Here is a 23,568-nt window from a genome sequence, read left to right on the forward strand (position 1 = left end):
CTAGCCTCAGCCTTCCCATTGTCCTCGACAGCACCTGGTACCACCAGCCCGCAGCTACAATTCCTCATTCGACGGCGTCAGCGCCTGTCACGATTTCGCGGGGTGCCGTTGTCTGTAGCGCAATGCACCTTCAACTTCGGAAACTGCAAAAGCCCAGATCATGGCCATGGGATATCTTGGTCGTCGGAATCGGCGTAGAAGCAAACTGAGTAAGGCACATCGTCATTGGTAGGATCATCGTCTTCGCGACTGGCGGCGGGAAGCCACAACTCGTGACGAAGCACGATACCGCCCATCGCCTCTATAGCTTGATTCGCTCGCTCAGAGAGCGCATCCAAGCTTCCCGGCTCATTGAGGAGCTCCGCCGCGCTCATGGCCTCCGCCATGCCCGGTTCCCCGGCACAGCCAATAACGCGCCCATAGTCCTCTGGATCCAGGAAAAGCCGTATCGACTTCCCTTCGCCATCGAGGCGATAGATGATCTTATTGTAATCCGGATCGTCTGTCACGCTGTCCCACCATATCGTGTAGGAGAATTGCTGGTTTGGCAGCCAGATAAAAAGACCGAAGACAAGCACCATAACCGCCGCGCCGACGAGCGCCCATTTGAGGGCGCGCACCAGGCGATCGAGCCGTTGCGACTCACTGGCAATGCGCTCATCAAGAAGAGAGGTCTCCCACGCAAGGTCGTCCGGCTTTTTCTCCACCATCGCACTCTCCCCCAGCAGTTCAGCGGCGCTCACTCCGAGGGCACGGGCCAGGGCCACGAGCGAATCGGCGTCGGGAACCGAGGTGCCACGCTCCCACTTCGAGACGGTCTGGCGCACTACGTGGACGCGCTCGGCCAACTCATCCTGGCTCAATCCCTGCTCAGTGCGCAGCTTCTTGATGGTGTCCTTCAGCATGGCGTCAGCCCTTCTCGGAAACGTTCTCACCGCTTCACCGTAACAAGAAAGCTCCGCATGCGCAAGCAACGATGCTTAACAAAGGGGCGCTGAGCTGGCCTTGCGACGCAAGTGCGGTCGGCGCGAGGAGCAAAACGAGACATTCCCGCGTCATTTATGCGGTCGTGATCGAATAAAGTGGCCCTCCCCCTTCCATCGATTTGAGGAGAAGCCCATGAAGGAAAACGAACTCGAGTTCAGCGATTGGCCCATGTTCGATCTTCTGATGACGAACGAGGAGCTTTGCCGCGAGCTGCTTGAAGTAGTCCTCAATGCACCAGTGTCGAACATTGAGTACATCATCGCCGAGAACGATATCCGTCCGACGCTCACCAACCACGGCGTGCGTCTCGACGCCTACGTAAAAACCGAGAACGAGGTTTGCAACATCGAGATGCAAACAGTCAAGCGGGCTAAACTCGGTCGCCGCTTGCGCTTCTATCAGGGCGCCATGGACACCTTGGCACTACGCCGTGGCGAGCACTACGGAAACCTCCCTCCCTGCTACATCGTTTTCATCTGCCTGCACGATCCCTTCAATGCGGGGCTGCCGGTATACACGCTAAACGTAAAGTGCCAGGAGAATACGAGCGTGAAAACGGACCATGGGTTCACCTGGATCGTCTTGGCTGCCCCTGCCTGGGACAGGCTCCCTCCGGGACGCCTGCGAAACCTGCTACACTATATTGCTACCGGAGAAGCGGGCGACGATCGGTTCGCCACGAAACTAGCCGCCGCCGTAAGGGCAGCGAACGGCGACGAAGCGTGGAGAAAGGAGAAGATGGCCTTGCTGACATTCGAGGAAGACATGGAGATCCAGAGACGCATGCTCGAGGAAGACCGGGAAGACCTCGAGACTCTAAGACGCATGCTCGAGGAAGACCGGGAAGACCTCGAGGCCCGAAGGCGCATGGTCGAGGAGCAAAGGCGCACGCTTGAGGAGCAACAGCGCGTGCTTGAGGAGCAAAGGCGCATGCTTCAGGAAGATCTCGAGAAACTAGAGCACATCGCCGTCGAGACAACGGAAAGCGAGGGACGGGCTGAAGGTCTTGAAGAGGGAGAAGCGCGTCTTGGCGCGTTGGTGACGGCGCTGATCGAATCGGGTCGCTCGGAAGAGGTAGCACTCGTTGCAACCGATGCCGCCGCTCGCCGTGCGCGATTCGAGGAATTCGGCCTCTAGAAAGAGCTTTCTCACGCTCACGTCTCCGCTCCACGTAAGACGGACTCGCGCGTCAGAGGGACCATCCTCCGACGCGCGAGGTTCGCCGTGGGCCGAAAGGTGAACCGTTTTATAGGGCCGCGGTGGCAATGCAGCCGGCGAGGACGAACACGGCAACGGCGAGCAGGGCGATGGCGCAGAGCGTGGTGATCATGATAGGCTCCTTTCGCTCGGGCGGGACGCGGGCTGGGCGATGTGCTCCCAATTGAGCCTTTCGGCGGTTCCGCATCCCCCAATTTCGATGGTTCCATCATGGCAGCATCCACTTACGCTGCCGTTGCGCGTATCTTACGGTTTTGTCGTTTAAGCGCCGGCCTTGGCGAGAAAGATGTCGGGGTCGAGATCCTCCCATGAGGCGATGAGGAAGTCGGCGCGCTCGAAGAGCTGGTCGCGGGTGCCGGAGATGTCGTTGTCGTAGATGGCGCCAGTGCGGTAGCCGGCCGCGCACAGGGTGTCCAGGGCGTAGGCGGCATCTTCGAAAGCCCAGGTGTGGGCGCGATCAGTGCCGAGGAAGCTGCGGGCGTGGTCGTAAACAGCCGGTTCGCGTTTGCTCGTCTGCAGGTCGTCTACAGACACGACGGTCTTCATGTAGGGGGCGAACCCGCAGCGTTCCACGCAGGTGGCCAGCATATCGGCCGGCGTGGAGGAGGCTACCGCCATAGGCACGCCGCGCTCGTGCAGGGCCTGCACGAAGGCCAGCGCGCCCGGACGAGCCTCCACTTCGTTGGCGTAGAAGGCGCGCATGCGGTCGAAGATCATCTCGAGCACCGCCTCGTTGCTCTCGCCGAGACCGCATTGCTCATGTAAATAGGCGCTGGCCTCGGGCAGCGACATGGTGGTGATGGCTTCGGCGTCGGCCTCGGTCAGCGTGATGCCGGCCTCGGCCGCCAGCGTGCGATCCACCTCATGCCACGCTCCCATGGAATCCACCAGCGTCCCATCGCAATCGAAAATAACTCCGATGTCATTCATTTCACAACCTCACATTCTAGGCAAAGTCAGCGAGAGGCTCTGACGCGTTTCAGATTCGCCCGCCTTTGGGCCAAGTTGGCTTCGCCAACGCCGAGCCCAAAACAAGGGTGAATATGAAATGCGCCAGAGCCTCGCAGCGTCGAGTGGTCCGTGCGGCTGTCAGGCCGCACGGAACAGATTACTCTTCTACGCGGATGACGGAAGGCGTGTCCAGCACCACGTTGTCCAGGGCCAGGGCCTCTTCCAGAGCCTCGCGGATGTCGCGCTCGCGGCAGCGGTGGGTGACCACTACCTGGTCGACGCGCTCGGCACCGGAACGGCCGCGCTGCACGATAGACTTCACCGAGATGTTGTGGCGCGCGAACACGCCGGCCATGGTTTCCAGAACGCCCGGACGGTCGGTCACCGAGAAACGCAGGTAATAGCGCATGACCAGCTCGTCCATGGGCAGGATGGGCAGGTCGTCGGTGCAGGTGCAGCCCACAATGGGAGCCACGCCCTGCTGAATGTGGCGCGCCACTTCCAGCACGTCGCCCATGACGGCACTAGCCGCGGCACCCGCGCCGGCGCCCTCGCCGAAGAACATGGTCTCGCCCACAAAGTCGCCCACCACGTAAATGGCGTTGAACACGCCGTTCACGGTGGCCAGCTGGTGGTTCGTCGGGATCATGGTGGGATGCACGCGTACATCGACCCCATCCTCGCGGCGATGGGCGATGGCCAGAAGCTTGATGACGTAGCCCATGTCGCGAGCAGCCTCGATATCCACCGGCGAGATATTCGTGATGCCGTCGGTAAAGACATCGTCCAAGGTCACGCGCGAGTTGAAGGCGATGGAAGCCAAGATGGCGATCTTCGCCGCCGCGTCGAACCCGCCCACGTCCGCCGTGGGGTCGGCCTCGGCGAAGCCCTTCTGCTGCGCCTCATGCAGGGCATCCTCGTAGGACAGGCCGTTGTCGGCCATGCGGGTGAGCATGTAGTTGGTGGTGCCGTTCACAATGCCCATGACCGAGGTGATCTCGTTGGCGATGAGCGAGTGCTTCAGCGGATCGATGATGGGAATGCCGCCGCCCACGGACGCCTCGAAGGCCAGTTCCTTGCCGGCGGCCTCGGCAGCTTCCATGACCTCCTTGCCATGGGTGGCCATGAGCGCCTTGTTGGCTGTGACCACATTCTTACCGGCAGCGAGCGCGTTCAATACGACCGTGCGCGCGATGGTGGTGCCGCCGATGAGCTCCACCACGATATCGATCTCGGGATCGTTGATGATGTTGTTGAAGTTGTCGGTGAACAGGTGGCCGACCCCGTGGGCCTCGGCCTCGGCCGACGACAGCGAGCACACGCGCGCCAGCTCGATATCCACACCGAAGTGACGCAGGAAGTCGTCCTTGTGCTTCTGGATGATGTCGATGCACCCGCCGCCGACGGTGCCGGTGCCCACCAAGCCGATTTTCACTGCCATGTTACGTCCTCTCCCGAGCGCGAAAGTTCTCTGTGATCGAACGATTATACAGGGACAGCTACGGAAGTCGTACATCAGAGCGGGGAGAGGGCGGTTTCCCAGACCTCTGCGCGCCCCCGGAGAACGCGGCCGTTAAGAAACAGCTTCCACTTCAGCAGCAGTGGTGTCGGGATGGTACCGACTCATGTGCGTTCCTTTCGCTGTTTCTTTTGCCGCGTTCGCAGGGGGATAAAGCGCGCAGCGGGCTGGGAAACCGCCCTCTCCCCGCTCTGCCAAAGGCTTCTATTCGAAAATCTCCTTCTCCACCACGAGCTCGTTCTTAATGTGGCCCACGAGCTTTTGCAGTGCGTCGATGCAGTTGGGTCGGATGTCGGCACCGATGAGCACGTACATGAGCGAATCGCCCACGCTACAGCGCCCCTCGTTCAGCCAGGTACGCACATAGTAGACGCCGGGCCAAGTGAGCGCCTCGGCCTCGGCGGCGGCCAGGCCCTCCGCATCATAGGAGAACTCGACGGCCACCACCTTGCCCAAGCCTTCTACCCCTTCGCGCACCTGGGCCTTCGGGGTGATACGCACCACGCCGTTGTGGGTGAGGAACATGCCGCACTGGGCCGCCGCCGGATCGGCCTTAGCCTCGCGCAGCCACTGATCGATAGAAGGTTCGGTCTTCGCCATTTCGCGTCCTTTCGTTCGGGGCATTCCAAAGTAGAGCATTTCGCTCGACATTATTTGCTGCCGAGAATATACCACAGGAGCTGGCACCTCGACCGCACGCCGCCATTCGTTCCGAAATATCACACGGAAGGCCGCCGATTTTAAGCACTTGAAACAGAGCCTTGTTACCATAGGCGCCAGATCATGAGAGACCTGCGCTGCTGCAACGCGGCGCCGTGACACGCCGAGAAAGGACGCGGAAATGTCCCTGCCCGCCTCAGACCTGACGAAGAAGCCCGATATGCGCACCACTATGGAGCTGGGCGCCGTGCTGCCCGAGACCGCCGAGGTGCGCGACGACCACCTGTTCATCGGCGGCGTCGACATGGTGGAGCTGGCTCGCAAGGAGGGCACCGCGCTCTACGTGTTCGACGAGGCCGACCTGCGCCACCGCATGGAGGCCTACCGCGAGGCCTTCCGCAGCCGCTACGAGAACTCCGACATCATTTACGCGTCGAAGGCGTTCCTGAACAAGGAAGTGGCGCGCATCGCCGAGGCCGAGGGGCTGTGCCTGGATGTGTCTGGCGGCGGCGAGCTGGCCTGCGCTCGCTCGGTAGACTTCCCCATGGAGCGCGTGTTCGTCCACGGCAACAACAAGACACCCCGCGAACTGGAAGAGGCCATCTCCGCCGGCGTGGGGCGCATCGTGCTTGATTCCCGCATCGAGCTGGCCCGCGTGAACGAGATCGCCGGGCGCCTCGGCGTGGTGCAGGACGTGTACATGCGCATCACCCCCGGCGTGGAGGCCGACACCCACGAGTACATCCGCACCGGCTGCGAGGACTCGAAGTTCGGCTTCACCATGCGCGAGGACTTCGCCTTCAAGTGCGTCGGCGACGTGCTGGCCGCCGAGAACGTGCGCCTTGCGGGCCTGCACTGCCACATCGGCTCGCAGATCTTCGCGCTGCACTCCTTCCGCGAGGCGGCGGCGGTCATGGTGGAGTTCATGGCCCGCATCCGCGACACCTACGGCCACGAGATCACCGAGCTGGACTTGGGCGGCGGCTTGGGCATCGCGTATTTGGCCGAGCATCAGCCCTCTTCCATCGACGACTTCGCCGAGGTCACCTGCTCGGCGGTGCGCGATTTGTGCGCGCTGCACAACCTGCCGTTGCCGCGCCTTCTGGTGGAGCCGGGCCGCTCGCTGGTGGCCCCGGCCGGCGTCACGCTGTACACCGTGGGCATCTTGAAGACGCTGCCGGGCATCCGCAAGTACGTGGCCATCGACGGCGGCATGTCCGACAATATCCGCACGGCGCTCTACCACGCCGACTACGAGCCCACCATCGCCAACAAAGCCGGGCAACCCCGCGAGGAAATCGTCACGCTGTGCGGCAAGCACTGCGAGAGCGGCGACGCCGTGGTCATCGACATGCCCCTGCAGAAGGCCGACCTCGGCGACATCGTGTGCGTGTTCGGCACCGGTGCCTACAACATGACCATGGCCAGCAACTACAACGGACAGCCCCGCCCGGCCGTGGTGTTCGTGCGCGACGGCGCATCGCGCGTGGTCACCCGCCGCGAGACCTACGAGGACCTCTACCAGCGCGACCTGTAGGGCACCGGCTTCTTGTCGGTTTTATTGCGGCGGGTTGGCGGAACCGTAATAAGGAACGGTTCACACCCTGGCAACGAAACCAGCTTGCTAAGGTGAAGGCAATCGCGGGAAGCGGCACCCACCCTCATGCCCATTTCCGCTCGTCCCTTGAGGCTCTGGGGCTCGCCGTTGGCGCGAGGCCTTGCGCCGCACGTTCAGGATCGAGGCCAAGCCCTATGAATGCCATTTACCTGCGCAGCAGCGTCCGTCAGTACACCGACGAGCCGGTGGACATCCGAGATATCGAGAAGCTGATGCGTGCCGCTATGGCCGCCCCCTCCGCCGTGAACCAGCAGCCCTGGGAATTCTACATCGCGCGGGACGAGACCACGCGTCTGGCTCTGGCCGCTTCAAGCCCCTACGGCACGCCGGCCAAACTCGCCCCCTGCGTCATTGTGGCGCGCCAGCGCACCGAGGGCCTGCGCGCGCCGCAAGACGCCTCCTACGACATGAGCGCTTCCGTGGAGAACATCCTCATCGAGGCCGCCAACCTGGGCCTAAGCGCCGTGTGGCTCGGCATCGCGCCGGAGAAGGATCGCATGGCCGCTGTTGATGTGGCTCTGGGAAGCCCGCGCGGCGTTACGCCCTTCGCGCTCATCGCCGTGGGCCATCCCGAGCACAAACCGGAGCCCAAAGGCCCCACGCGCTACGACGAGACGCGCGTGCACTGGATTTAGCATCACTCGGCCTTGGCCTTACGCTGGGCATCGCGACGGGCGCTGTTGCGCTCGGCAGTAACGTCGCTGAAGGCGCGGGTGAGGCCGCGCAGGGCATTCAACATGATCGTGCGATCCTCCGCAGGCGCTCCCATCACGCCGTCGCGCAAAATCGCCCACTCGCGGCCGCCCTCGAAGAGTTGGGAGGCATCGGTGATGCCGGCCGCCTTCAAAGCGGCGAACAGCGCGTTCACCATAGCCTCGCACTCGCTGCCGTCCAGGGAGGCGAGCCAGCGAGCCAGCGCCTCAGCGCGACGCTGCGTGCGCTCGGGAAGCTCGGGGAGCGTGGCGAAGGCCTTCAACGCTCCGCTCACGTTTCGCGCAGTCTCTGCATCCCGCACCTCGCCCGTATCGCGCGCACCTTCCGCATTGCTTCGACCCGCCTCGCCGTCCGCGCCTTCTACGACCCACCGGAACACCGAATGCTGCTCGAAGCCGCGCCCGGTGGCCTGCACCACCTCCACGGGCATGAAGGATCCCATGAGGATGCCCACCATGGAATCGGCCGGCACCTGCTTGGTCATGCGGCCCGCAAGCGGCTCGTAGTCAGCCGCCGTGAACAAACCGGCTTTGAACCCGGGACCATCGTGGTTGTACAGGCGCGCGATGCGCTGCTGCACCTCCGGCGCCGCCGTGAGCGCCGCGTACTCGGCCAGGTTGCCGCCCTTGGAATGGCCGCCCACCAGGAGCGTCTCGGGAAGACGCGAATCGGCGGCCACTGCCGCCAGATAGCGGGCCGCCAGCACCTGGGCCTCGACCGGCGCCCGATAGGCCATGTTGAAGTCCTCGCGCCACCCGGTGAGCGTCGTATCGGTGCCGCGAAAGCCCACGTAAGCGAAGTGCCCGGGGCACACGTAGGTCGTGGCGGCGAACTGCAAGTCGCGCGCCTCATCGAACGCAGCTGCGTGATCGTAGATGAGCAGATCGCGGAAGCGCGGGCTGGCAGCCATCCAGAACAGCTGCTGCTTCATCTGCGCCGCGTGCATGCCGGAGAACATCGTAGGGAACAGCTCGGCCCGCATAAGGTCGGCGAACCGCACGGGATCCAGCGGCGCCGTCGCATCCTGGGTCATTTCGGCTCGGTCCCGCCTCGCCGCCGGAGAAAGCTCCGCGACCTTCTCCATACTCGCCGCTTTCGTCCCCGCAGCGCCAAGACCCTGGGGGCCGACCAGCGGATCGTCGGCTCGAGCGTCCGCGCCCTCCTTCGCGGCCCGCAGGCCTGCGCGTTCACCTGCACGTTCGCCCGCACGCCCCCGCAGGCGGCCGAGCAGACCGCGCAGCTCGCTTAAAGCCCCATGGCCCGCACGCACCTTCGGGAACGCAGCCTCTCCCGAAACCTGCGCACGGTACACCTGGGGCATGATGCCTTCGCCCCGTGCCATGCAGAACTGCGCGAGCAACGCCGAATCCACGGCATTGAAAGGCACTTCATCGAAAGTAGCCAGCTGGGTTTGCAGATATGTGAGCACATCGTTCATGACTGCATTATGGGATACCGCCGCGCCGCGCACGGCCGCCTCCCCCACCAGACACGGAGCCGTTGCCAAAGCAGCCTCGCGCCACCATGACCTTTCCACTTATCTTCCGCTACAATGACGCTGCAATTTCATTCAAAACGCTCGGGAGTCCAATGCAAAAGCATCTGGAATCCTGCACCAGGAAGGTTCCCATGACCACCGACACCCCCTCCGCTTCCCCAGTCCGCGCCTCGGGCAACAACGTCGACGCCCCTACTTCGGTCGCCGCGCCCCGCGAGCACTTCGCCAGCCGCCTCGGCTTCATCCTCATCTCGGCCGGCTGCGCCATCGGCCTGGGCAACGTGTGGCGCTTCCCCTACATCGCCGGCGAATACGGCGGCGCGGCCTTCATCCTGATGTATCTCATCTTCCTCGTCATTTTGGGCCTGCCCGTCATGGTCATGGAGTTCGCCGTCGGCCGCGCCTCCCAGCGTTCGGCCGCCCAAGCCTTCGATATCCTGCAGCCCTCGCGGCGCTGGCACTGGTTCTCCTGGTGGGCCTACATCGGTTGCATGCTGCTCATGATGTTCTACACCACGGTCTGCGGCTGGATGCTCGCCTACATGGCGAAAATGGCCACGGGCACCTTCGACGGCCTTGACCCCGACGGCGTCGCCGGCGTCTTCGGCACCATGCTCGCCAACCCCTCCGAGATGGTGGGCTGGATGCTCGCCGTCGTCGTCATCGGCTTCTTCGTCTGCAGCTTGGGCCTGCAGAAGGGCGTCGAGCGTATCACGAAAGTGATGATGATCGCCCTGCTCGGCGTCATGGCGCTGCTCGTGGTGCGCTCCGTCACGCTGCCCGGCGCCGCCGAGGGTCTGGAATTCTATCTGGTTCCCGACTTCGGCAAGATGTTCGCCGGCGGCCTGTCCGGCTTCGGGGACGCCGTGTACGCCGCCATGGGCCAGGCGTTCTTCACGCTGTCGCTCGGCATCTCGGCCATGGAGGTCTTCGGCAGCCGTATCGGCAAGCAGAACTCGCTCACGGGCGAGGCCCTGCGCATCTGCGGCCTGGACACCGCCGTGGCCATCCTCGCGGGCCTCATCATCTTCCCCGCCTGCTTCGCTTTCGCCGTCGCCCCCGACCAGGGCCCCTCGCTCGTGTTCGTCACCCTGCCCAACGTGTTCAACCAGATGCCTTTGGGGCAGCTGTGGGGCACGCTGTTCTTCGTGTTCATGAGCTTCGCGGCGCTCTCCACCATCATCGCCGTCTTCGAGAACCTCATCACCTTCACCATGGAGAAGTGGGATCTCGACCGCAAGCGCGCCTTGGCCCGCACCGCCGTGCTCGTCACCGTGCTGAGCCTGCCCTGTGCCCTGGGTTTCAACGTGCTTGCCGGCATCACCATTCCGGGCATCGGCGACATTCAATCCATCGAGGACTTCATCGTGTCGAACAACCTGCTGCCCTTGGGCAGTCTGCTGTACGTGGTGTTCTGCGTGTCGCGCAAAGGCTGGGGCTGGGACAACTTCCTTGCCGAGGCCGATGCGGGCACGGGCATGAAGTTCCCGCGCTGGGCCCGCGGCTGGCTCACCTTCGGGCTGCCCGCGCTCATTATCATCATCTTCATCATGGGCTACGTGCCCAAGATCATGATGTGGGCGGGTTTGGCGTAGCAGCTTGGCATAGCGGCGTGACGTAGTTCGGGGAATTCCCTAAGCGTCGCCGATTTCACCTCGACGTTGGCGAGCCCTTCCGCTATACTGCACTGGTGCCCCTGAGCCCGAGTGGTGGAACGGCAGACACGACGGTCTCAAAAACCGTTGCCGAAAGGTGTGCGGGTTCAAATCCCGCCTCGGGCACCATCGAAAACCAACGGCCCCGTCCCCACGGGGCCGTTCTGCATGCTTGAGTCGAAGACCTACTCCGTCGGGTGATAGTAGATGTACATATCCTCGTAAACGTCGTCTTTGTTGCGGAAGCCGCCGGGAATCATGCCGATGCGCGCGAACCCGAGGCTCTCGTAGAGCGCTCGCGCCCGCTTGTTGCTGGCAACCACGGCGTTGAATTGCAGGCCGCGGAAGCCGCATGCGGCCGCTTGGCGCAGACAGTCCTCCACGAGCAGGCGCCCAATGCCCTCGCCGCGGCTGGCCCCCGCCACAGCGAAGCTCGCGTTCGCAACGTGCCCGCAGCGCCCGATGTTGTTGGGATGCAGAATGTACAGCCCGCGAATGCGCCCACCTACCGTAGCCACGGCCGTATGGGACTGCTCGGCGAAGAAGATCCGCGCCTCTTCCAACGTCAGCGGCTCGGTCTGCGGGAAGGCATTGCCCGCTTCTACGATCTCGTTCCAGATCTCCGCCATCGCCGGCAGATCGTCCTCCTGGTAAGGCCGGGTAACCTTCAAGGCTAATGGGTCCAGTGTGCTCATAGTGGCTTTCTTTCCATGGTATTCTCAAGAAGCGATATTCGCAGGGAGCAATTTCCGTAGGGGCTGACCTTGGTCAGCCCTCCGCAAGCGGCACAATGCCGCGCGACAAAAAAAGGGGCGACCGAGGTCGCCCCCTACGGGATCGAACGCGAGGTTGGCGGACGCTCTGGGCGCGATGCCGCCAACAAGCTCCGAGACCGGACTAGATGTCGGCCAGGGTGAAGTCCTTCTCGCCGTTGAACACGGCCAGGGCGTCGGCGACGGCCCAGTCGGCCAAGGTGATGGCGGAGATGGCCTTGGTCAGGCGCACCGCCTCGTCCAGGGAGCGCTGGTGAATGTTGCGACCCGTGGCGTTACCGTCGGCACCGCCCACGTGAATCTGGTCATACAGCTGGGTGAGGAAGGTCTCGGCATCCACAGTGGAGCCACCCGCGCACACGAGGCCCGTGCGGCCGGCGGCGGTGGAGGCCACCTTCAGGGCCTCGGCCGGAGTGCGGCCGTCCTCGGGCTTCGGCGGGTTCACCTTCACGAAGTCGGCGCCAAGGCAGAGAGCCACGCCGGCGGCACCGGCGATGAGATCGGGATCCTTCTCAGCAGTCACGGCCTTGCCGCGGGGGTAGATCCACAGCACGACGATGAGGCCGTTGGCATGGGCCTGGGCGATGAGCTCGCCGGCCTCGGCCATCATGGTGGCCTCGTACTCGGAGCCGAGGTAGATCGTGTAGCCGAGGCCCACGATGTTCACGCCGGCCTCCTTCATGGCCAGCACGGCGTCCAAATCGTACAGCTGCGGGGAGTAGGGATCCTCCTGCTTGGTGCCGACGAGGTTGGTCTTGGAGTTCATCTTGATGAGGTAGTTGATCTCCGGGTAGTCAGCCGCGTACTGGGCCACCAGCCCGCGCTGGCCGGCGAGCACGCCGCACACGCCCTCGGAGCCGATCTTGAACAGATGCTCCGGATCGAGGTCGGCGATGTCGATGCCCTCGCCGTAGAAGTCCTTGTTCAGGTGCTCGATCTTCTGATCGCAGGCGAACAGCATGAGACGGCCGGTCTCGCGCGTGGCCTTCAGGTAGTTGGTGATGTACTCGTCACGGGCCTCGGGCATGACGTCGGCGGGAACGCGCACCTCTTCCCGGGTGATCTTCGGCATGGGTTTCCTCCTAGAGAGTCGTTAGAGTCGTTGCAATAACGCGCTTATTGTACAGAAACAAAGCCTGACCGCGCCTTCTTTCACAAAGAAAGTAGGCGCAGAACCTCTCGTTGCGCCCAAGCGCTGGCACGGAGGCGGCGCGGCACGGATTACTTCTCGGAGCCGTTCGACTTTTTGGTCACGCGTCCGTATACGACAAGCGCCACGATGGCCACAGCGGCGGTCACGGCGAAGATGATGACCGATTCCACGATATTGCCCGACACAAGCCCCGCTGCCGCGTAGGTGGAAAGCACGATGCCGGGAATGCGGGCGAAGTTCGAGATGAGCACGAAGTTCTTCATGGACATGTGCGTGAGCGGCGTGATGTAGGTGAACACGTCCTTGGGCAGCCCCGGAATGAGGAACAGGATGAACACGATGACGTTGAACTTGTCGGAGGTCTCCCAATCGCGGAACTTGCCCATGTACTTCTCGGGCACCATGGCCTGGACGAACGGGGCGCCCAACTTGTGCACCAGCACGAAGATGAACGAGCTCGAGATAATGCAGCCGAGCCAGATGATGAGCGCGCCCACCCAAGGCCCGTAAATCATACCGGCGGCCACCTGGACTACCTCGCCAGGGATGAAGGCCACGACGATCTGAAGGAACTGGATTGCCAGCAGAATGAGGAAGCCCCAGGGGCCGGCGTTGCGGATGTCGGAGGTGACGCGGTCGACACCGCCGGGCTCGAACAGCTCGTGGATCATGGGCCAGACGAGCACGACCACCACGATCATGATGACGAAGAACGCGATGAGCCCCACGAACTTGAAGATGTCCGCCGCAGGCATCGGATGCCCGGCGACCGACTTCTCCTCGTGGGCCTTCGCCTCGAGCTTCTCGAGCCGTTCGGAATGGTGGTGGTTGTTCGGGTGCTTTTCCATGGCTTCCAGTCTAATGCAGCCGCCCCACGACGGGGGCGGCTTTCAGGAACTCTTTACCTTAGTGACGAAATCGTAAGCCGCAGGCCCGCGGCGCGCAGGTCGGCGCCTCGGCGCCCAAAACGTCGGCGCCCAGCGCCCGCCCACAGCGCGCGGCCTAGTCGTCTTCCTTGCGAGCCTTGTCGTACTCCTCCTTGAAGGCGGAGAACATGCCGCTGGCGCGCTTGATCTGGCGGCCCGTGGCGTAGGCCCCCTTGTTCACAGCTTTGCCCGCAGCCTTGGTGGCAGTGGACACGGCCGGCTTCACGGCCTCTACGGTCTCGCGGGCGCGGTCGGCCACCACGGCCGTGGCCTCGCCGGCCTTCGCGGCCAGGCCACCCTCGACGGCAAGCTCGGCCACCTCGTCGGACACGAGGATGGCGCCTAAAATCGGCTCCTCCCCCTCGTCCTGCCCGTTCACGGAAAGCGCCGTGCCGATTCCACGCTTGAAGCCGCGGATGAGGTGCCCGGGGATCTCGCGAACACCGAGCAGCGCGTTGGCCGTGGCCCCCTGGGTCACCGTGAGCGAGCGCACCTCGCCGGTCTTCGGGTCGAAAGACACGTCGCCCACCGTGCCGTACACGGTGCCGTCCTCGCCCATGACGGGCAGCCCCGCCCACAGCACGCAGTCATCGTAGTTCACGCCCATGGCCTTGCAGGCGCCCTTGCCCGTAGCCTCGGGGGCCTGAGACACCACGATACGGCCGTCCACCACGTCGTAGCCGTTGTAGGCCACAAACACGTCCTTGCGGCGGAACATCCACAGCAAGTCGGGGCGTTTCACGATGAAGCCGACAAAGCGGCGCTGGGTGGGGTGGAACACGCAGTGGCGCACCTTCCCGAGCCGCTTTACCGCCTCAGGTTTCTTCGGCGTGCTCTTGTCGAGAAGCACGCGCTTTCCAACGATCTCGCCCGTGGTGCCGTATCGCTTGGCCATGATTTACTTCTCGTCCTTCTTGCCCTCGGCAGCCTTCGCCACCTCGCCGGCGGCTTCCTTCACCTCGGCGGCCGTCTCCTTGGCGCCTTCCTCGGCCGTGGCGGCGGCATCCTTGGCGGCTTCCTTGGCCGTCTCGGCGACGTCCTTGACGGTCTCGGCGGCGTCGGCGTCGGCATCGGCGTTCTTGGCCACCTGATCGGCAATGCGCTGACGGGCGGCTTCAATCTTGTCGCGCAGCTCGTCGCCCTTCTCGTTGATCGTCGGGGAGATGTTGCTGGCGGCCTCCTGGATGGTGGCGGCCACATCGGCCCCGCGAGCGGCGGCCTCGGAGGCGATCTCCTGGCCACGGGCCGTCACGTTGTTCACGACCTCGGCACCCTTGGTGGCCGCTTCCTGGTAGATGTGCTGGGCCCCGGCGGCGGCAGAATCGCCCCACTGCTGGGCGTTGCCCGCGAACTCGCCGGCTTTGTCAGCCACCATGGCGCGCGTCTCGGCGCCAGAACGGGGCGCGGCCAGCAGAGCTGCAACGGCGCCAACGACGCCACCGATGAGGAACATTCCGAATTTGTTGGCCATAACTGCCTCCTTTATCGACAGAGTATCAGGTTCGCCCATTATAGGCGGAGAGCCCCGCGCGGGGGCTCTCGCTGCTCATTGCTCACCTTACGGTAAACAAGTTGTAATTCGTCATAGATGAGGAAATCTCTCAGAGAAAACCTCAGTCCGTGCGAACCTAGAAACAGGCACCGCGGGCGTAGGCCTCGTTCACGAGCGTGTCGAGCACCGCGGGCAGCGATAGGCCGGCCGCGGCGCAGGCCATGGGGAACAGGGAGCGCTCGGTCATGCCCGGGGACACGTCCACCTCGAAGCAGCGGGCCGCGCCGCCGTCCCAGATGAGGTCGACGCGCCCGAGGTCGCGCACGCTGTAGGCGCGGTAGACTTCCAGCGCCGCCCGCTCGATTTCCGCGCGGATGGCCTGGGCATCGACCGCGTTGGGGGAAAGCGACTCGTCGCGCACGGGGCAGAAGAACTCCACAGCGTCGTCGGCCATGCGGGCCGCCGCGTCGTAAAAGCCCTCGCGAGCCACAATCTCTACCGGCGGCAGCGCGTGGGCGTCCCAGCCGGTGCCGAGGATGGACACGGAAAGCTCCACGCCATCGACCCACTGCTCGATGTTCACGGCCTCGTCGTAGGACAGCGCATCGAGCACCGCCTCGCCCAGCTCCTCCTGGCTTTCCACCTTGTGAACGCCCAGGGCGCTGCCGCCATGGGCCGGCTTCACGCAGACCGGATACCCGCCGATGACGCGGTCGGCCACCATATCGAGCGCCGTGGCCGCGCCCATGCCCTTGAAAGCATCGCGCGCCAGGTAGACGCCCTGGGGCCAGGACGCGCAGCCCTCCTCGCCGGTCAGGTCGCGGTACTTCGCCAGCGACGAGTGCAGGGCGTCCTTGTTCCAAGCGCGATGGCAGACGCTCGCCGGCGAGCCCACGAACGGGATGCCGAGGAACTCCAGCAGACTTTGGATGGTGCCGTCCTCGCCGTGCTTGCCGTGCAGGGCGTTGTACACCACATCGGGCCGCTCGCTGCGCAGCGTGGGAACCAGATCGGCGTTGGTGTCGAGGGGCACCACCTTGTGGCCGGCCTCTTCCAGCGCCTCGCACACCACCTTGCCGGAGGCCAGCGACACCTCGCGCTCGAAGGACTTGCCTCCCATGAGCACTGCAACTTTCATACACGTCTCCTTTGTTGTTGAAACTCCTCGGGGGCGGCCTTTATTCTGCCGCGGCTTCCTGCGCCTCGGTCACCTTCTCCTCGGCGATCTCGATCTGCTCGGCATCGCCTTCGCGGGCCTGCATGACCGCTTCCTCGTTCTGCTCGGAATCGACGATGACGTCCTTCCAAGAAGTGGCATTCTCGTCCATGGCTGCATCCTTTCTGTCGTAGCCGGGCAGCGCGCCGGCCTCAATGAACACGCGGTAGAGTTCGAGGCGCTCCTCGATCACCTTCGCCAGGCGTCGGATGGCCTCGGTGATGGATTCGGGCGTCTCGAAGCTGAAGTTCACGCGCATGGAGTTGCGCCCGGTTTTTCCATCGGGGAAGAATGAATTCCCCGGCACATAGGTTACGCCCGACTCCAGCGCTTCGGCAAGCATCGAATCGGTATCCATATAATCCGGCAGCGTAATCCAGAGAAACATGCCGCCGGCCGGATGCGTCCAGGTGGCCTCCGGGGGAAAGGACTCGTCGAGGGCCGCCAGCATGGCGTCGCGGCGCTCCTTGTACAGCGCGATGAACTTCTGCAGCGTGCGCTGCCAGGCGACATCGGCAAAGTAGTGCTGCACGACCAGCTGGTCGAAGGCGCTGCCGCACAAATCGGCACCCTGCTTCACCAGGTTGATGCGGGCAAGCACGGCCTCGGGCGCGGCAATCCAGCCCGTGCGCAGCCCCGGCCCCAGCATCTTCGAAATCGTGCCCAGGTAAATGACCGAATCGTCCATGGCTTTCAGGGGCACCTGGTGGCCGCCGTCGTAGCGGAGACGGCCGTAAGGGTCGTCTTCCACCACCATGAAGTTGTACTCACGGGCCAGCTCGAGCAGGCGGCGCCGGCGCTCGGCCGTCATCGTGACGCCGCCGGGGTTCTGGAAATTCGGGATGGTGTAGCAGAACTTCAGGCGCGGGTTGTCCTTGCCGATGCGCTTGAGCTCCTCTTCCAGAAGATCCATGCGCATGCCGTCCTCGTCGAAGGGGATCGCGCGCACATCGGGCTCGAAGGCGGAGAAGGCCTGCAGCGCCCCCAGATAGGTGGGGCCCTCGGTAATGATGATGTCGTCGGGGTCGATGAAAGCCTCGGCGATGAGCGTTAGGGCCTGCTGGGCGCCCGTGGTGACGAGCACCTGGTCGGCCTTCACGCGGATGCCCAGATCGCGCATCATGTCGGCGAGCACGGCGCGCAGCCCGGCGAGCCCGTCGGTGGGGCCGTACTGCAGCGATACCGCGCGGGCCTCGGGGCTTTCAATGGCGGCCAGCGTGGCGCGGCGAATGTCCTCCTCGGGCAGAAGCGACACAGCGGGCATGCCGCCCGACAGCGAGATTACATCGTCGCGCGTAGCGGCGGCGAACAGGTTGCGCACGGCCGACGGGCGCATCTTGCGCACGCGTCGGGCGATCTTGTCGCCGGTGGTGTCGAAGGTGATGTGAGCTGACGACATCTTATTCAACCGTCCCTTCCAGAAGCGCCAAGGCGTCCTTCAGGGCGCCCAATGCGATGAGGTCATCGGTAAAGTTTACTGTAACACGGGCCAAACCGTCCCGCTTCGAGAGCCATTCCGTCGTACCTACAAACGTGGCATCGGAGGCGCAAGCGGGGTTCGCAGCCTGCAAATCGATGACCAGATGCTCCAGCGCGTGAGGCAGCGACGTGCGGGCGAGCACCTCGGCAAAGGGGGCGTCCTCGTCATTCAAGCAGGTGTGGAAGGCGAGGGAGGGGCGCGCGGCAAGCAGCCGATCGGCGCCGCACGTGCCCAAAGAGGCATCCGCGCCCTCGGGCACGCGCACGAGCAGGGCCATGCGATCGCGCTCGAAGGCAATGCGCTCGACGGCGAGCCTAGGCACGGTCGTCAGCTTTGTCCGAGGTGTCGGGGGCCGACGTGGCATCGGCCTTGCCGGGCTCTGCACCGCCGTCGTCGTTGCCGGATTTCGAGCCATCACCGGTGTCGGCCTTGGCATCTTCGCCAGCCGGGGCCTCGGGCGTGTCAGTCGCCTCGGGAAGCGACGGCGTCCCCGTGGGCGTGCGGGAAAGCAGCGTGACGCCCCGGGCCACCTCCTCCGGAGCCAGCACGCGCCCCTGGGCGCCCTCGGCCAGCGCGCGCAGCGTCCAGGCGATATCGTCGCCCAAGGTGTCGGCGCCGGAGAAGTCGCCGTCCACCAGGGCCAGCTGGTTGCGATCGAGCGAGAACCGGTAGCGGCCGCCGCCCTTCAAGTTGCCGAAGGATAGCTCGAAGGTTTTGTCCTGATCGTTCAGCGCATAACGGTAGGACACATCATCGGTCAGCTGGATGCGATCATCGGTGATGATAATGGGCGTAGCCGTGCCGGCCAAATACCAGGTGCCCGCGAAATCGGCCACATCGTCCTCGGAGAACCAGTGGAGCCACGCGAATCCGCCCGCCGCCGCACCGACGAGCAAAACGACAACGACAACTACGGACACCACCGCCACCCGCACCGGATGGCGGCGTTTGCGAGAAGGCGCAGTGTTCGAACGGCCTCCCCTCCCCCTCCGCACTTCGCGGCCGCCATCGCCTTCACCGGACGACGCCGCGCGACGAGACGACGGCTTCTGCGCCGTCGCCGTGGCGGCTGTCGTCGCAGCGGAGCGGAGACGACCCTCGGCAGGCGGCCGGCCGCCGGAACCGGTCGGCGCGGCCGCCGCCGGCGACTGCTCTTCCATGGCTCTTTAGACCTCTTCCGGCCCGATCACCGTCTTGCCGCCCATATAGGGAACGAGCACCTCGGGCACCGTGATGGTACCGTCGGGATTCTGGTAGTTCTCGATGACGGCGGCCATGGTGCGGCCCACGGCCAGGCCCGACCCGTTCAGGGTGTACACGAAGCGGCTGCCTTTGAAGTTGGCCGGGTCGCGGTACTTGATGTTGGCGCGACGGGCCTGGAAATCGGTGCAGCAGCTGCAGGAGGAGATCTCCTTGTAGGCGCCGTAGCTGGGCAGCCACACTTCCACGTCGTAGGTCTTCGCGGAGGAGAACCCGATGTCGCCGGTGCACAGGCTGATGACGCGATAGGGCAGCTTCAGCTGCTGCAGGATGTTCTCGGCGTCTTCCACCATGGATTCCAGCTCGTCGAAACCGGTCTCGGGTGTGGCGAACTTCACCATCTCCACCTTGGAGAACTGGTGCACGCGAATGATGCCGCGGGTATCGCGACCGGCGCTGCCCGCCTCCTCGCGGAAGCACGGGGTGAAGGCGCAGTAGTGCAGCGGCAACGAATCGGCGTCGAGCACTTCCCCGGCGTGCAGATTCGTCAGCTGCACCTCGGCCGTGGGGATGAGGTAGAGGCCCTCGGTGGTGTGGAAGAGGTCCTCCTCGAACTTCGGCAACTGGCCCGTGCCCGTGAGCGTGGCGGCGTTGGCGAGCGCCGGCACCCACCACTCCTTGTAGCCGCGGGAGGTGTGCTGATCCAACATGAAGGCGATGAGCGCGCGCTCGAGACGGGCGCCGGCGCCGCCGAGCACGTAGAAGCGGCTCTCGGCCAGCTTCACGCCGCGCTCGAAATCGATGATGTTCAGGGCCGGCCCCAAATCCCAATGGGCCTGCGGCTCGAAGCCCTCGGCGGCGAAATCGCGGGGCGTGCCCCAGCGGCGCACCTCGGGATTGTCGTTCTCGTCCTCGCCCACCGGCGTGGTGGCGTCCACCATATTCGGAATGGAGAGCATGAGCGCGTCCATGGCGGCCTCGGCCTCGGCGCGGGCATCGCCCAGGGCGGTGAGCTTCTCGTTGATCTGGCGGACGGTCTCCTTGGTGGCGTTGGCCTCGTCGGTCTTGCCCTGGCCCATGAGCGCGCCGATCTCCTTCGAAAGCTTGTTGCGCTCGGCCTGCAGGGCCTCCTCCTCGGCGATGACCTCGCGGCGCTGCACATCAAGGGCGGTGAACTGCTCCGGGTCGAAGGAGGCGTGGCGGTTCTTCATCGTCTCGGCAACCTCGTCGAGGTGCTCGCGTACGTACTTGATGTCCAACATGGGGCGGCTCACTTTCACAATGATCGGTTGCCTTAGGCGCCGGCAGTCCGGCGGTTTTCAATGCGGCCCAGTATAGCACCGCCCGCTGACGCGGGCGGGAAGTCTTCGGGTGCGGCGGGCGCAGGCGGGCAGAAGTCAGGCTGAGGGTTTTCGCGCGGCCGGGGCGAAGCTATTCGCTTTCGTCCTCGTCGTCATCGAACAGCGACCAGTCGTCCTCGGTCTTCTCGTGGTTCTTGAACTGCTTGCGCGTCTTGCGCTCCAGAATGAAGCACACGATGATGCTGATCACAAGACCGCCACCGACCAGAATGCCGATGCCGGGCATGGTCTCGAACAGAAAATGGTACAGCTCTTCGATGTTCATAGGTCGCTATCTCGCCTTCTTCGCCTACGCCGCTCGCGCCGCGGCAGGTGGGTTCGTCATTAGTGCTGTCAGTATACTATGACCTGCAGGGAAGTGGCCTACTTCTCTTCTTCCACATACCATTCTTCTTCGGCCCAGCGGGCGCGATCGGGAATGCTCATAACCGCGGCCAAGATGCCGAGAACGCCGGGCACCAGCGCTCCGAGCAGCGCCGCCGGAGCGGGCAGCCACGAGCCGCCGAAGGAAGCGAGATGGGCCGCCGCGCACGCACCGAGCATGAGCACCGCGGCTGCCACCACCGAACCGGCGATATCGAAGGCGCGGGTGCCGCGCACGCACAAGAGGCTGTAAAGGCCCGCAGCGGCGATCCAGCTTGCACCTATGACCCAGGTGGCCGGCTGCGACGCCACCGCCAGGCACCCTGCCGCCGGGTTGCTCGAGAAGCCGAGGTGCATGACCGCGTCCCAGTTCATGATGTCGACCGAGCCGCAGCCGGCCATGATGAGGGCGCTCGCGAAGGCGAAGGCCGCCGTGATGACCGATTGCAGCACCGGCAGCAGCACGCCGCACGTCACCGGCGAGGCCGCCGCGAAACCCACGGAGCCGAACAGCGGCTGCATGAGCGCCGAGACCGCCTGGGCGGTGCCGCGGCGCCCGACAAAGTACCACCACGCGCCCGTAGCCGCGGTGAGCAGCACCGCCGGCACCCAGGCGCCCGCGCCGGCAAGCCCCACCACAAAGGCCCCGTAACCGAACAGGACGCCGATGGAAGGCCTGATGACAGCCACTAAAGCACATACGGCGATCACCACCCCGTAGGCAATGGGGGCATCGGTGGCGAGTCCCATGGCAGAACCCGGAGTAAGATGCAGGTTCGCCATGCCCGCCGCCGCCAGCAACGCCACAGCCGCAGCGGCCACGATACGGCCCACAATGGCGGCGCCGCGCAGCCCCAGGCGGTCGACGAGCGGGGGCAGCGGCTCCCAAACGCGCTCCGGCTCCTCGGCAGCCGGCTCTTCCATCTTCCCATTCACGATGTCGGCGAGCACCCGCTTGCCCTTCTTGGCGTTGCCCAGATAGGGCGAAAGCGCGGCCGAGAAGGCGGCCACATCCTCGTAGCGCTCGTCCATGTCGGGGTCGAGAGCGGCGAACATGACCTCGTCAGCCTCGGCGTCCAGCTCGTCCCAGCACAGCGACGGCAGCACGAGCTCCGCCTCTTCGATGGCCTCCTCCGCCGCGTCCAGATCATCGGCGAAAAACGGGTTCGAGCCGGTGAGCATCTCGTAGGTGAGGCTCGCCAGGGCCCACTCGTCGGTGCGTACATCGAGCGGCTCCTGGCGCATCTGCTCCAAAGGCATGTAGCCGATGGTGCCGCCGCCCGTGGTGCCCGATCCCGTAGCGTCCATGAGGGCAGCCAGGCCGAAATCGGCCACCTTGGCCTGGCCCTTGCCGTTCACGATGACGTTTTCCGGCTTGATATCCAGATGCAGGGTGTGCTCGCCGTGGGCCACCTCCAGGGCATGGGAGACGGCCGAAAACACGGCGGCCACCACATCCAGCGTGATATCGTCGTCCACCTCATCGATGATTTGCGCGAGCGTCTTGCCCTCGACGTATTCCATGATCACGTAGGCGCTGCTGCCTTCCACGGCGCAGTCGTACACGGTGACGATATTCGTATCGGACAGCTTCGCGACGGAGCGAGCCTCCTCCAAGCCGGGGATGTGCTCGAACAGATCCAGCTCGTCTTCGGCGTCGGGTTCGGGCTCTTCGGCGATGACCCGCGAGGCGCGCACGCCGCGCAGATGGCGCACGTCCACCGATTCGGCATCGGGGGTGGCCCCGGTAGCATCGGGCGCCTCTTCCACCACAGTCTGCGGCTCATAGAGCACCTCGGGGGCGTGGCGCGTCTTGCGGCTCACCCGACCCGTGAGGCGCGCCGGCCCGCGCCGCCGACCGGCGAAGTCGGTCGTGGAGGCGTTCCAGGGAATGAGGGAGTCCCCCCATTCGTCTTCGGCTGCCTCAGCATCAAAATCATCTGCACCAGCGACATCGACAGAGTCATCGTCAGGATCACCGAAGTCGTCCCAGTCCTCCCAGGGCGGCACCCCCTCGGCGGCGCACCGGGACACCGCGGTCGCGGACCGGCGCCGACGGCGCTCGTCGCGGGCCGCCAGGAAATCGGGGTCGGCGGGGAAGGCGGCCGCCGACGAGCTGCCAGCAGGATCGCCCGCGGTGGCACCCATGCCTGCACCGGCGGCCGAGACTGCACCCGGGCCCGCATTCCGACCAGCGACCCCCGTCTCGGCGCCCGATGCCCCTGCTTCTACCTCTTCCAAATCCGCCGCCATGCGCGCCTCGAGAGCCTCGAGGCGAGCAGCGGCCAGCTCGTCTTCGGAAAGCTCGATGCACTTGATAGCCACATCGCGCTTGAGATGCGTGTCGAAAGCGTGCACCACCGTGCCGTAACCGCCGGAGCCGGCCTGGTCGATGACGCGATAGCGATCGAGTATGAGGGGGGATCGTGCCATAGGGGCAAAACCTCTCTTGGGTACGTTTCAGGAGTGTTTTCGAGGTGTGGCCATTCTACCATTGAGACATCGCCCATGCGATGGCGGTTTCGCGGGAAGCGCACCGCAGGGGACGGGCGCGCCAGAGCTCCAACCTGGCAACTGGGAAGCCTTGTCACCGCCAGGAGCCCCAAGCACGACAAACTTTTTTCCATTTTTGGTCAAAAAGTCGAGTTGTGAGTTTTTGAGGGGGTGCGGACTCCAAGTTGGACACCCAGGTGTCCGGAAGGGAGTTCGAATGTACGACAAGAGGGCCAAGCAGGATGCGCTGGATCTGTGGTTCTCGATGCCCGGCGAGATGTCCGTGGATGA

22 protein-coding genes and 1 tRNA gene are annotated in these 23,568 nt (G+C 64.5%); 5 read left to right on the plus strand and 18 right to left on the minus strand.

Translation table 11 applies throughout. The features are described from left to right. Positions 1–158: 158 nt before the first annotated feature. A complete protein-coding gene (locus GO707_RS09985) occupies positions 159–905 on the minus strand; it encodes a helix-turn-helix transcriptional regulator (RefSeq protein WP_114540421.1) in 747 nt (248 codons plus the stop codon). A gap of 214 nt (positions 906–1,119) precedes the next feature. On the opposite strand from GO707_RS09985, the gene GO707_RS09990 reads away from it, so the two are divergent. Beyond that, positions 1,120–2,124 carry an Rpn family recombination-promoting nuclease/putative transposase gene (locus GO707_RS09990; protein ID WP_114540420.1) on the plus strand — a complete coding sequence of 335 codons (1,005 nt, stop codon included), beginning with the start codon at positions 1,120–1,122 and terminating at the stop codon, positions 2,122–2,124. Between the two features lie 109 nt (positions 2,125–2,233). Here the strand turns inward: GO707_RS09990 and GO707_RS12635 are convergent, their stop codons facing one another. The 4 genes from GO707_RS12635 to GO707_RS10005 form a co-directional block, all read right to left on the minus strand. Beyond that, the gene (locus tag GO707_RS12635) at positions 2,234–2,368 is read right to left on the minus strand and encodes a hypothetical protein (protein WP_264468681.1); all 135 of its coding nucleotides are present in this window, start codon (positions 2,366–2,368) and stop codon (positions 2,234–2,236) included. Positions 2,369–2,466: 98 nt separating this feature from the next. Continuing rightward, positions 2,467–3,135: an HAD family hydrolase gene (locus GO707_RS09995; RefSeq protein WP_114540419.1), complete on the minus strand. Its 669-nt coding sequence runs from the start codon at positions 3,133–3,135 to the stop codon at positions 2,467–2,469. A 178-nt stretch (positions 3,136–3,313) separates the two neighbouring features. Next, positions 3,314–4,597, minus strand: a complete 1,284-nt coding sequence (locus tag GO707_RS10000; protein ID WP_114540418.1) for a homoserine dehydrogenase — start codon at positions 4,595–4,597, stop codon at positions 3,314–3,316. Positions 4,598–4,879: 282 nt separating this feature from the next. Next, positions 4,880–5,275 (minus strand): molybdenum cofactor biosynthesis protein MoaE, encoded by a 396-nt coding sequence (locus GO707_RS10005; RefSeq protein ID WP_114540417.1) that lies wholly within the window; start codon positions 5,273–5,275, stop codon positions 4,880–4,882. Positions 5,276–5,516: 241 nt separating this feature from the next. Here GO707_RS10005 and lysA point away from each other — a divergent pair, with 241 nt between their 5' ends. Together lysA and GO707_RS10015 are read left to right on the plus strand one after the other, a co-directional pair. Continuing rightward, complete coding sequence (gene lysA, locus GO707_RS10010) at positions 5,517–6,872, plus strand: diaminopimelate decarboxylase (RefSeq protein ID WP_114540416.1); 1,356 nt, start codon at positions 5,517–5,519, stop codon at positions 6,870–6,872. 215 nt (positions 6,873–7,087) lie between these two features. Continuing rightward, on the plus strand, positions 7,088–7,588 hold the full coding sequence (locus tag GO707_RS10015; RefSeq protein WP_114540415.1) for a nitroreductase family protein: 501 nt from the start codon (positions 7,088–7,090) through the stop codon (positions 7,586–7,588). A gap of 2 nt (positions 7,589–7,590) precedes the next feature. On the opposite strand, the gene GO707_RS10020 is transcribed toward GO707_RS10015, so the two are convergent. Further along, a complete protein-coding gene (locus GO707_RS10020) occupies positions 7,591–9,204 on the minus strand; it encodes an Mbeg1-like protein (protein WP_147270661.1) in 1,614 nt (537 codons plus the stop codon). 92 nt (positions 9,205–9,296) lie between these two features. On the opposite strand from GO707_RS10020, the gene GO707_RS10025 reads away from it, so the two are divergent. Both GO707_RS10025 and GO707_RS10030 read left to right on the plus strand, forming a co-directional pair. Continuing rightward, a complete protein-coding gene (locus GO707_RS10025; RefSeq protein WP_114540413.1) occupies positions 9,297–10,760 on the plus strand; it encodes a sodium-dependent transporter in 1,464 nt (487 codons plus the stop codon). A 105-nt stretch (positions 10,761–10,865) separates the two neighbouring features. Then, positions 10,866–10,949: transfer RNA gene (locus tag GO707_RS10030), tRNA-Leu, on the plus strand. Positions 10,950–11,005: 56 nt separating this feature from the next. Here the strand turns inward: GO707_RS10030 and GO707_RS10035 are convergent. The 12 genes from GO707_RS10035 to GO707_RS10090 form a co-directional block, all read right to left on the minus strand. Further along, on the minus strand, positions 11,006–11,515 hold the full coding sequence (locus GO707_RS10035) for a GNAT family N-acetyltransferase (RefSeq protein WP_114540412.1): 510 nt from the start codon (positions 11,513–11,515) through the stop codon (positions 11,006–11,008). A 202-nt stretch (positions 11,516–11,717) separates the two neighbouring features. Next, complete coding sequence (locus GO707_RS10040) at positions 11,718–12,665, minus strand: beta/alpha barrel domain-containing protein (RefSeq protein WP_114540411.1); 948 nt, start codon at positions 12,663–12,665, stop codon at positions 11,718–11,720. Between the two features lie 149 nt (positions 12,666–12,814). After that, positions 12,815–13,594, minus strand: coding sequence for a TVP38/TMEM64 family protein (locus GO707_RS10045; RefSeq protein WP_114540410.1), 780 nt, complete (start codon positions 13,592–13,594; stop codon positions 12,815–12,817). Between the two features lie 154 nt (positions 13,595–13,748). Beyond that, positions 13,749–14,567, minus strand: a complete 819-nt coding sequence (locus GO707_RS10050) for a PRC-barrel domain-containing protein (protein WP_022741091.1) — start codon at positions 14,565–14,567, stop codon at positions 13,749–13,751. A 3-nt stretch (positions 14,568–14,570) separates the two neighbouring features. Next, entirely contained in the window at positions 14,571–15,143 is a 573-nt protein-coding gene (locus GO707_RS10055; protein WP_022741095.1) for a YtxH domain-containing protein, read from the minus strand. Positions 15,144–15,300: 157 nt separating this feature from the next. Next, complete coding sequence (locus tag GO707_RS10060) at positions 15,301–16,302, minus strand: D-alanine--D-alanine ligase family protein (protein ID WP_114540409.1); 1,002 nt, start codon at positions 16,300–16,302, stop codon at positions 15,301–15,303. A 40-nt stretch (positions 16,303–16,342) separates the two neighbouring features. Then, positions 16,343–17,779: an aminotransferase-like domain-containing protein gene (locus GO707_RS10065; protein WP_157012949.1), complete on the minus strand. Its 1,437-nt coding sequence runs from the start codon at positions 17,777–17,779 to the stop codon at positions 16,343–16,345. Position 17,780: 1 nt separating this feature from the next. Next, complete coding sequence (locus tag GO707_RS10070) at positions 17,781–18,182, minus strand: cyanophycin synthetase family protein (RefSeq protein ID WP_114540407.1); 402 nt, start codon at positions 18,180–18,182, stop codon at positions 17,781–17,783. After that, a complete protein-coding gene (locus GO707_RS10075; RefSeq protein ID WP_147272718.1) occupies positions 18,175–19,020 on the minus strand; it encodes a hypothetical protein in 846 nt (281 codons plus the stop codon). Before GO707_RS10075 ends, GO707_RS10070 begins: the two co-directional genes overlap by 8 nt. Before the next feature lie 6 nt (positions 19,021–19,026). Continuing rightward, on the minus strand, positions 19,027–20,322 hold the full coding sequence (gene serS / locus GO707_RS10080) for a serine--tRNA ligase (protein ID WP_041714699.1): 1,296 nt from the start codon (positions 20,320–20,322) through the stop codon (positions 19,027–19,029). A gap of 169 nt (positions 20,323–20,491) precedes the next feature. Further along, positions 20,492–20,686, minus strand: a complete 195-nt coding sequence (locus GO707_RS10085; protein WP_022741115.1) for a DUF6724 family protein — start codon at positions 20,684–20,686, stop codon at positions 20,492–20,494. A gap of 98 nt (positions 20,687–20,784) precedes the next feature. After that, positions 20,785–23,217: a bifunctional serine/threonine protein kinase/MFS transporter gene (locus GO707_RS10090; RefSeq protein ID WP_114540405.1), complete on the minus strand. Its 2,433-nt coding sequence runs from the start codon at positions 23,215–23,217 to the stop codon at positions 20,785–20,787. Positions 23,218–23,568: the final 351 nt, after the last annotated feature.

This window comes from Adlercreutzia rubneri (assembly GCF_009755265.1).
In the GTDB taxonomy this organism is placed as follows: Bacteria; Actinomycetota; Coriobacteriia; order Coriobacteriales; family Eggerthellaceae; genus Adlercreutzia; species Adlercreutzia rubneri.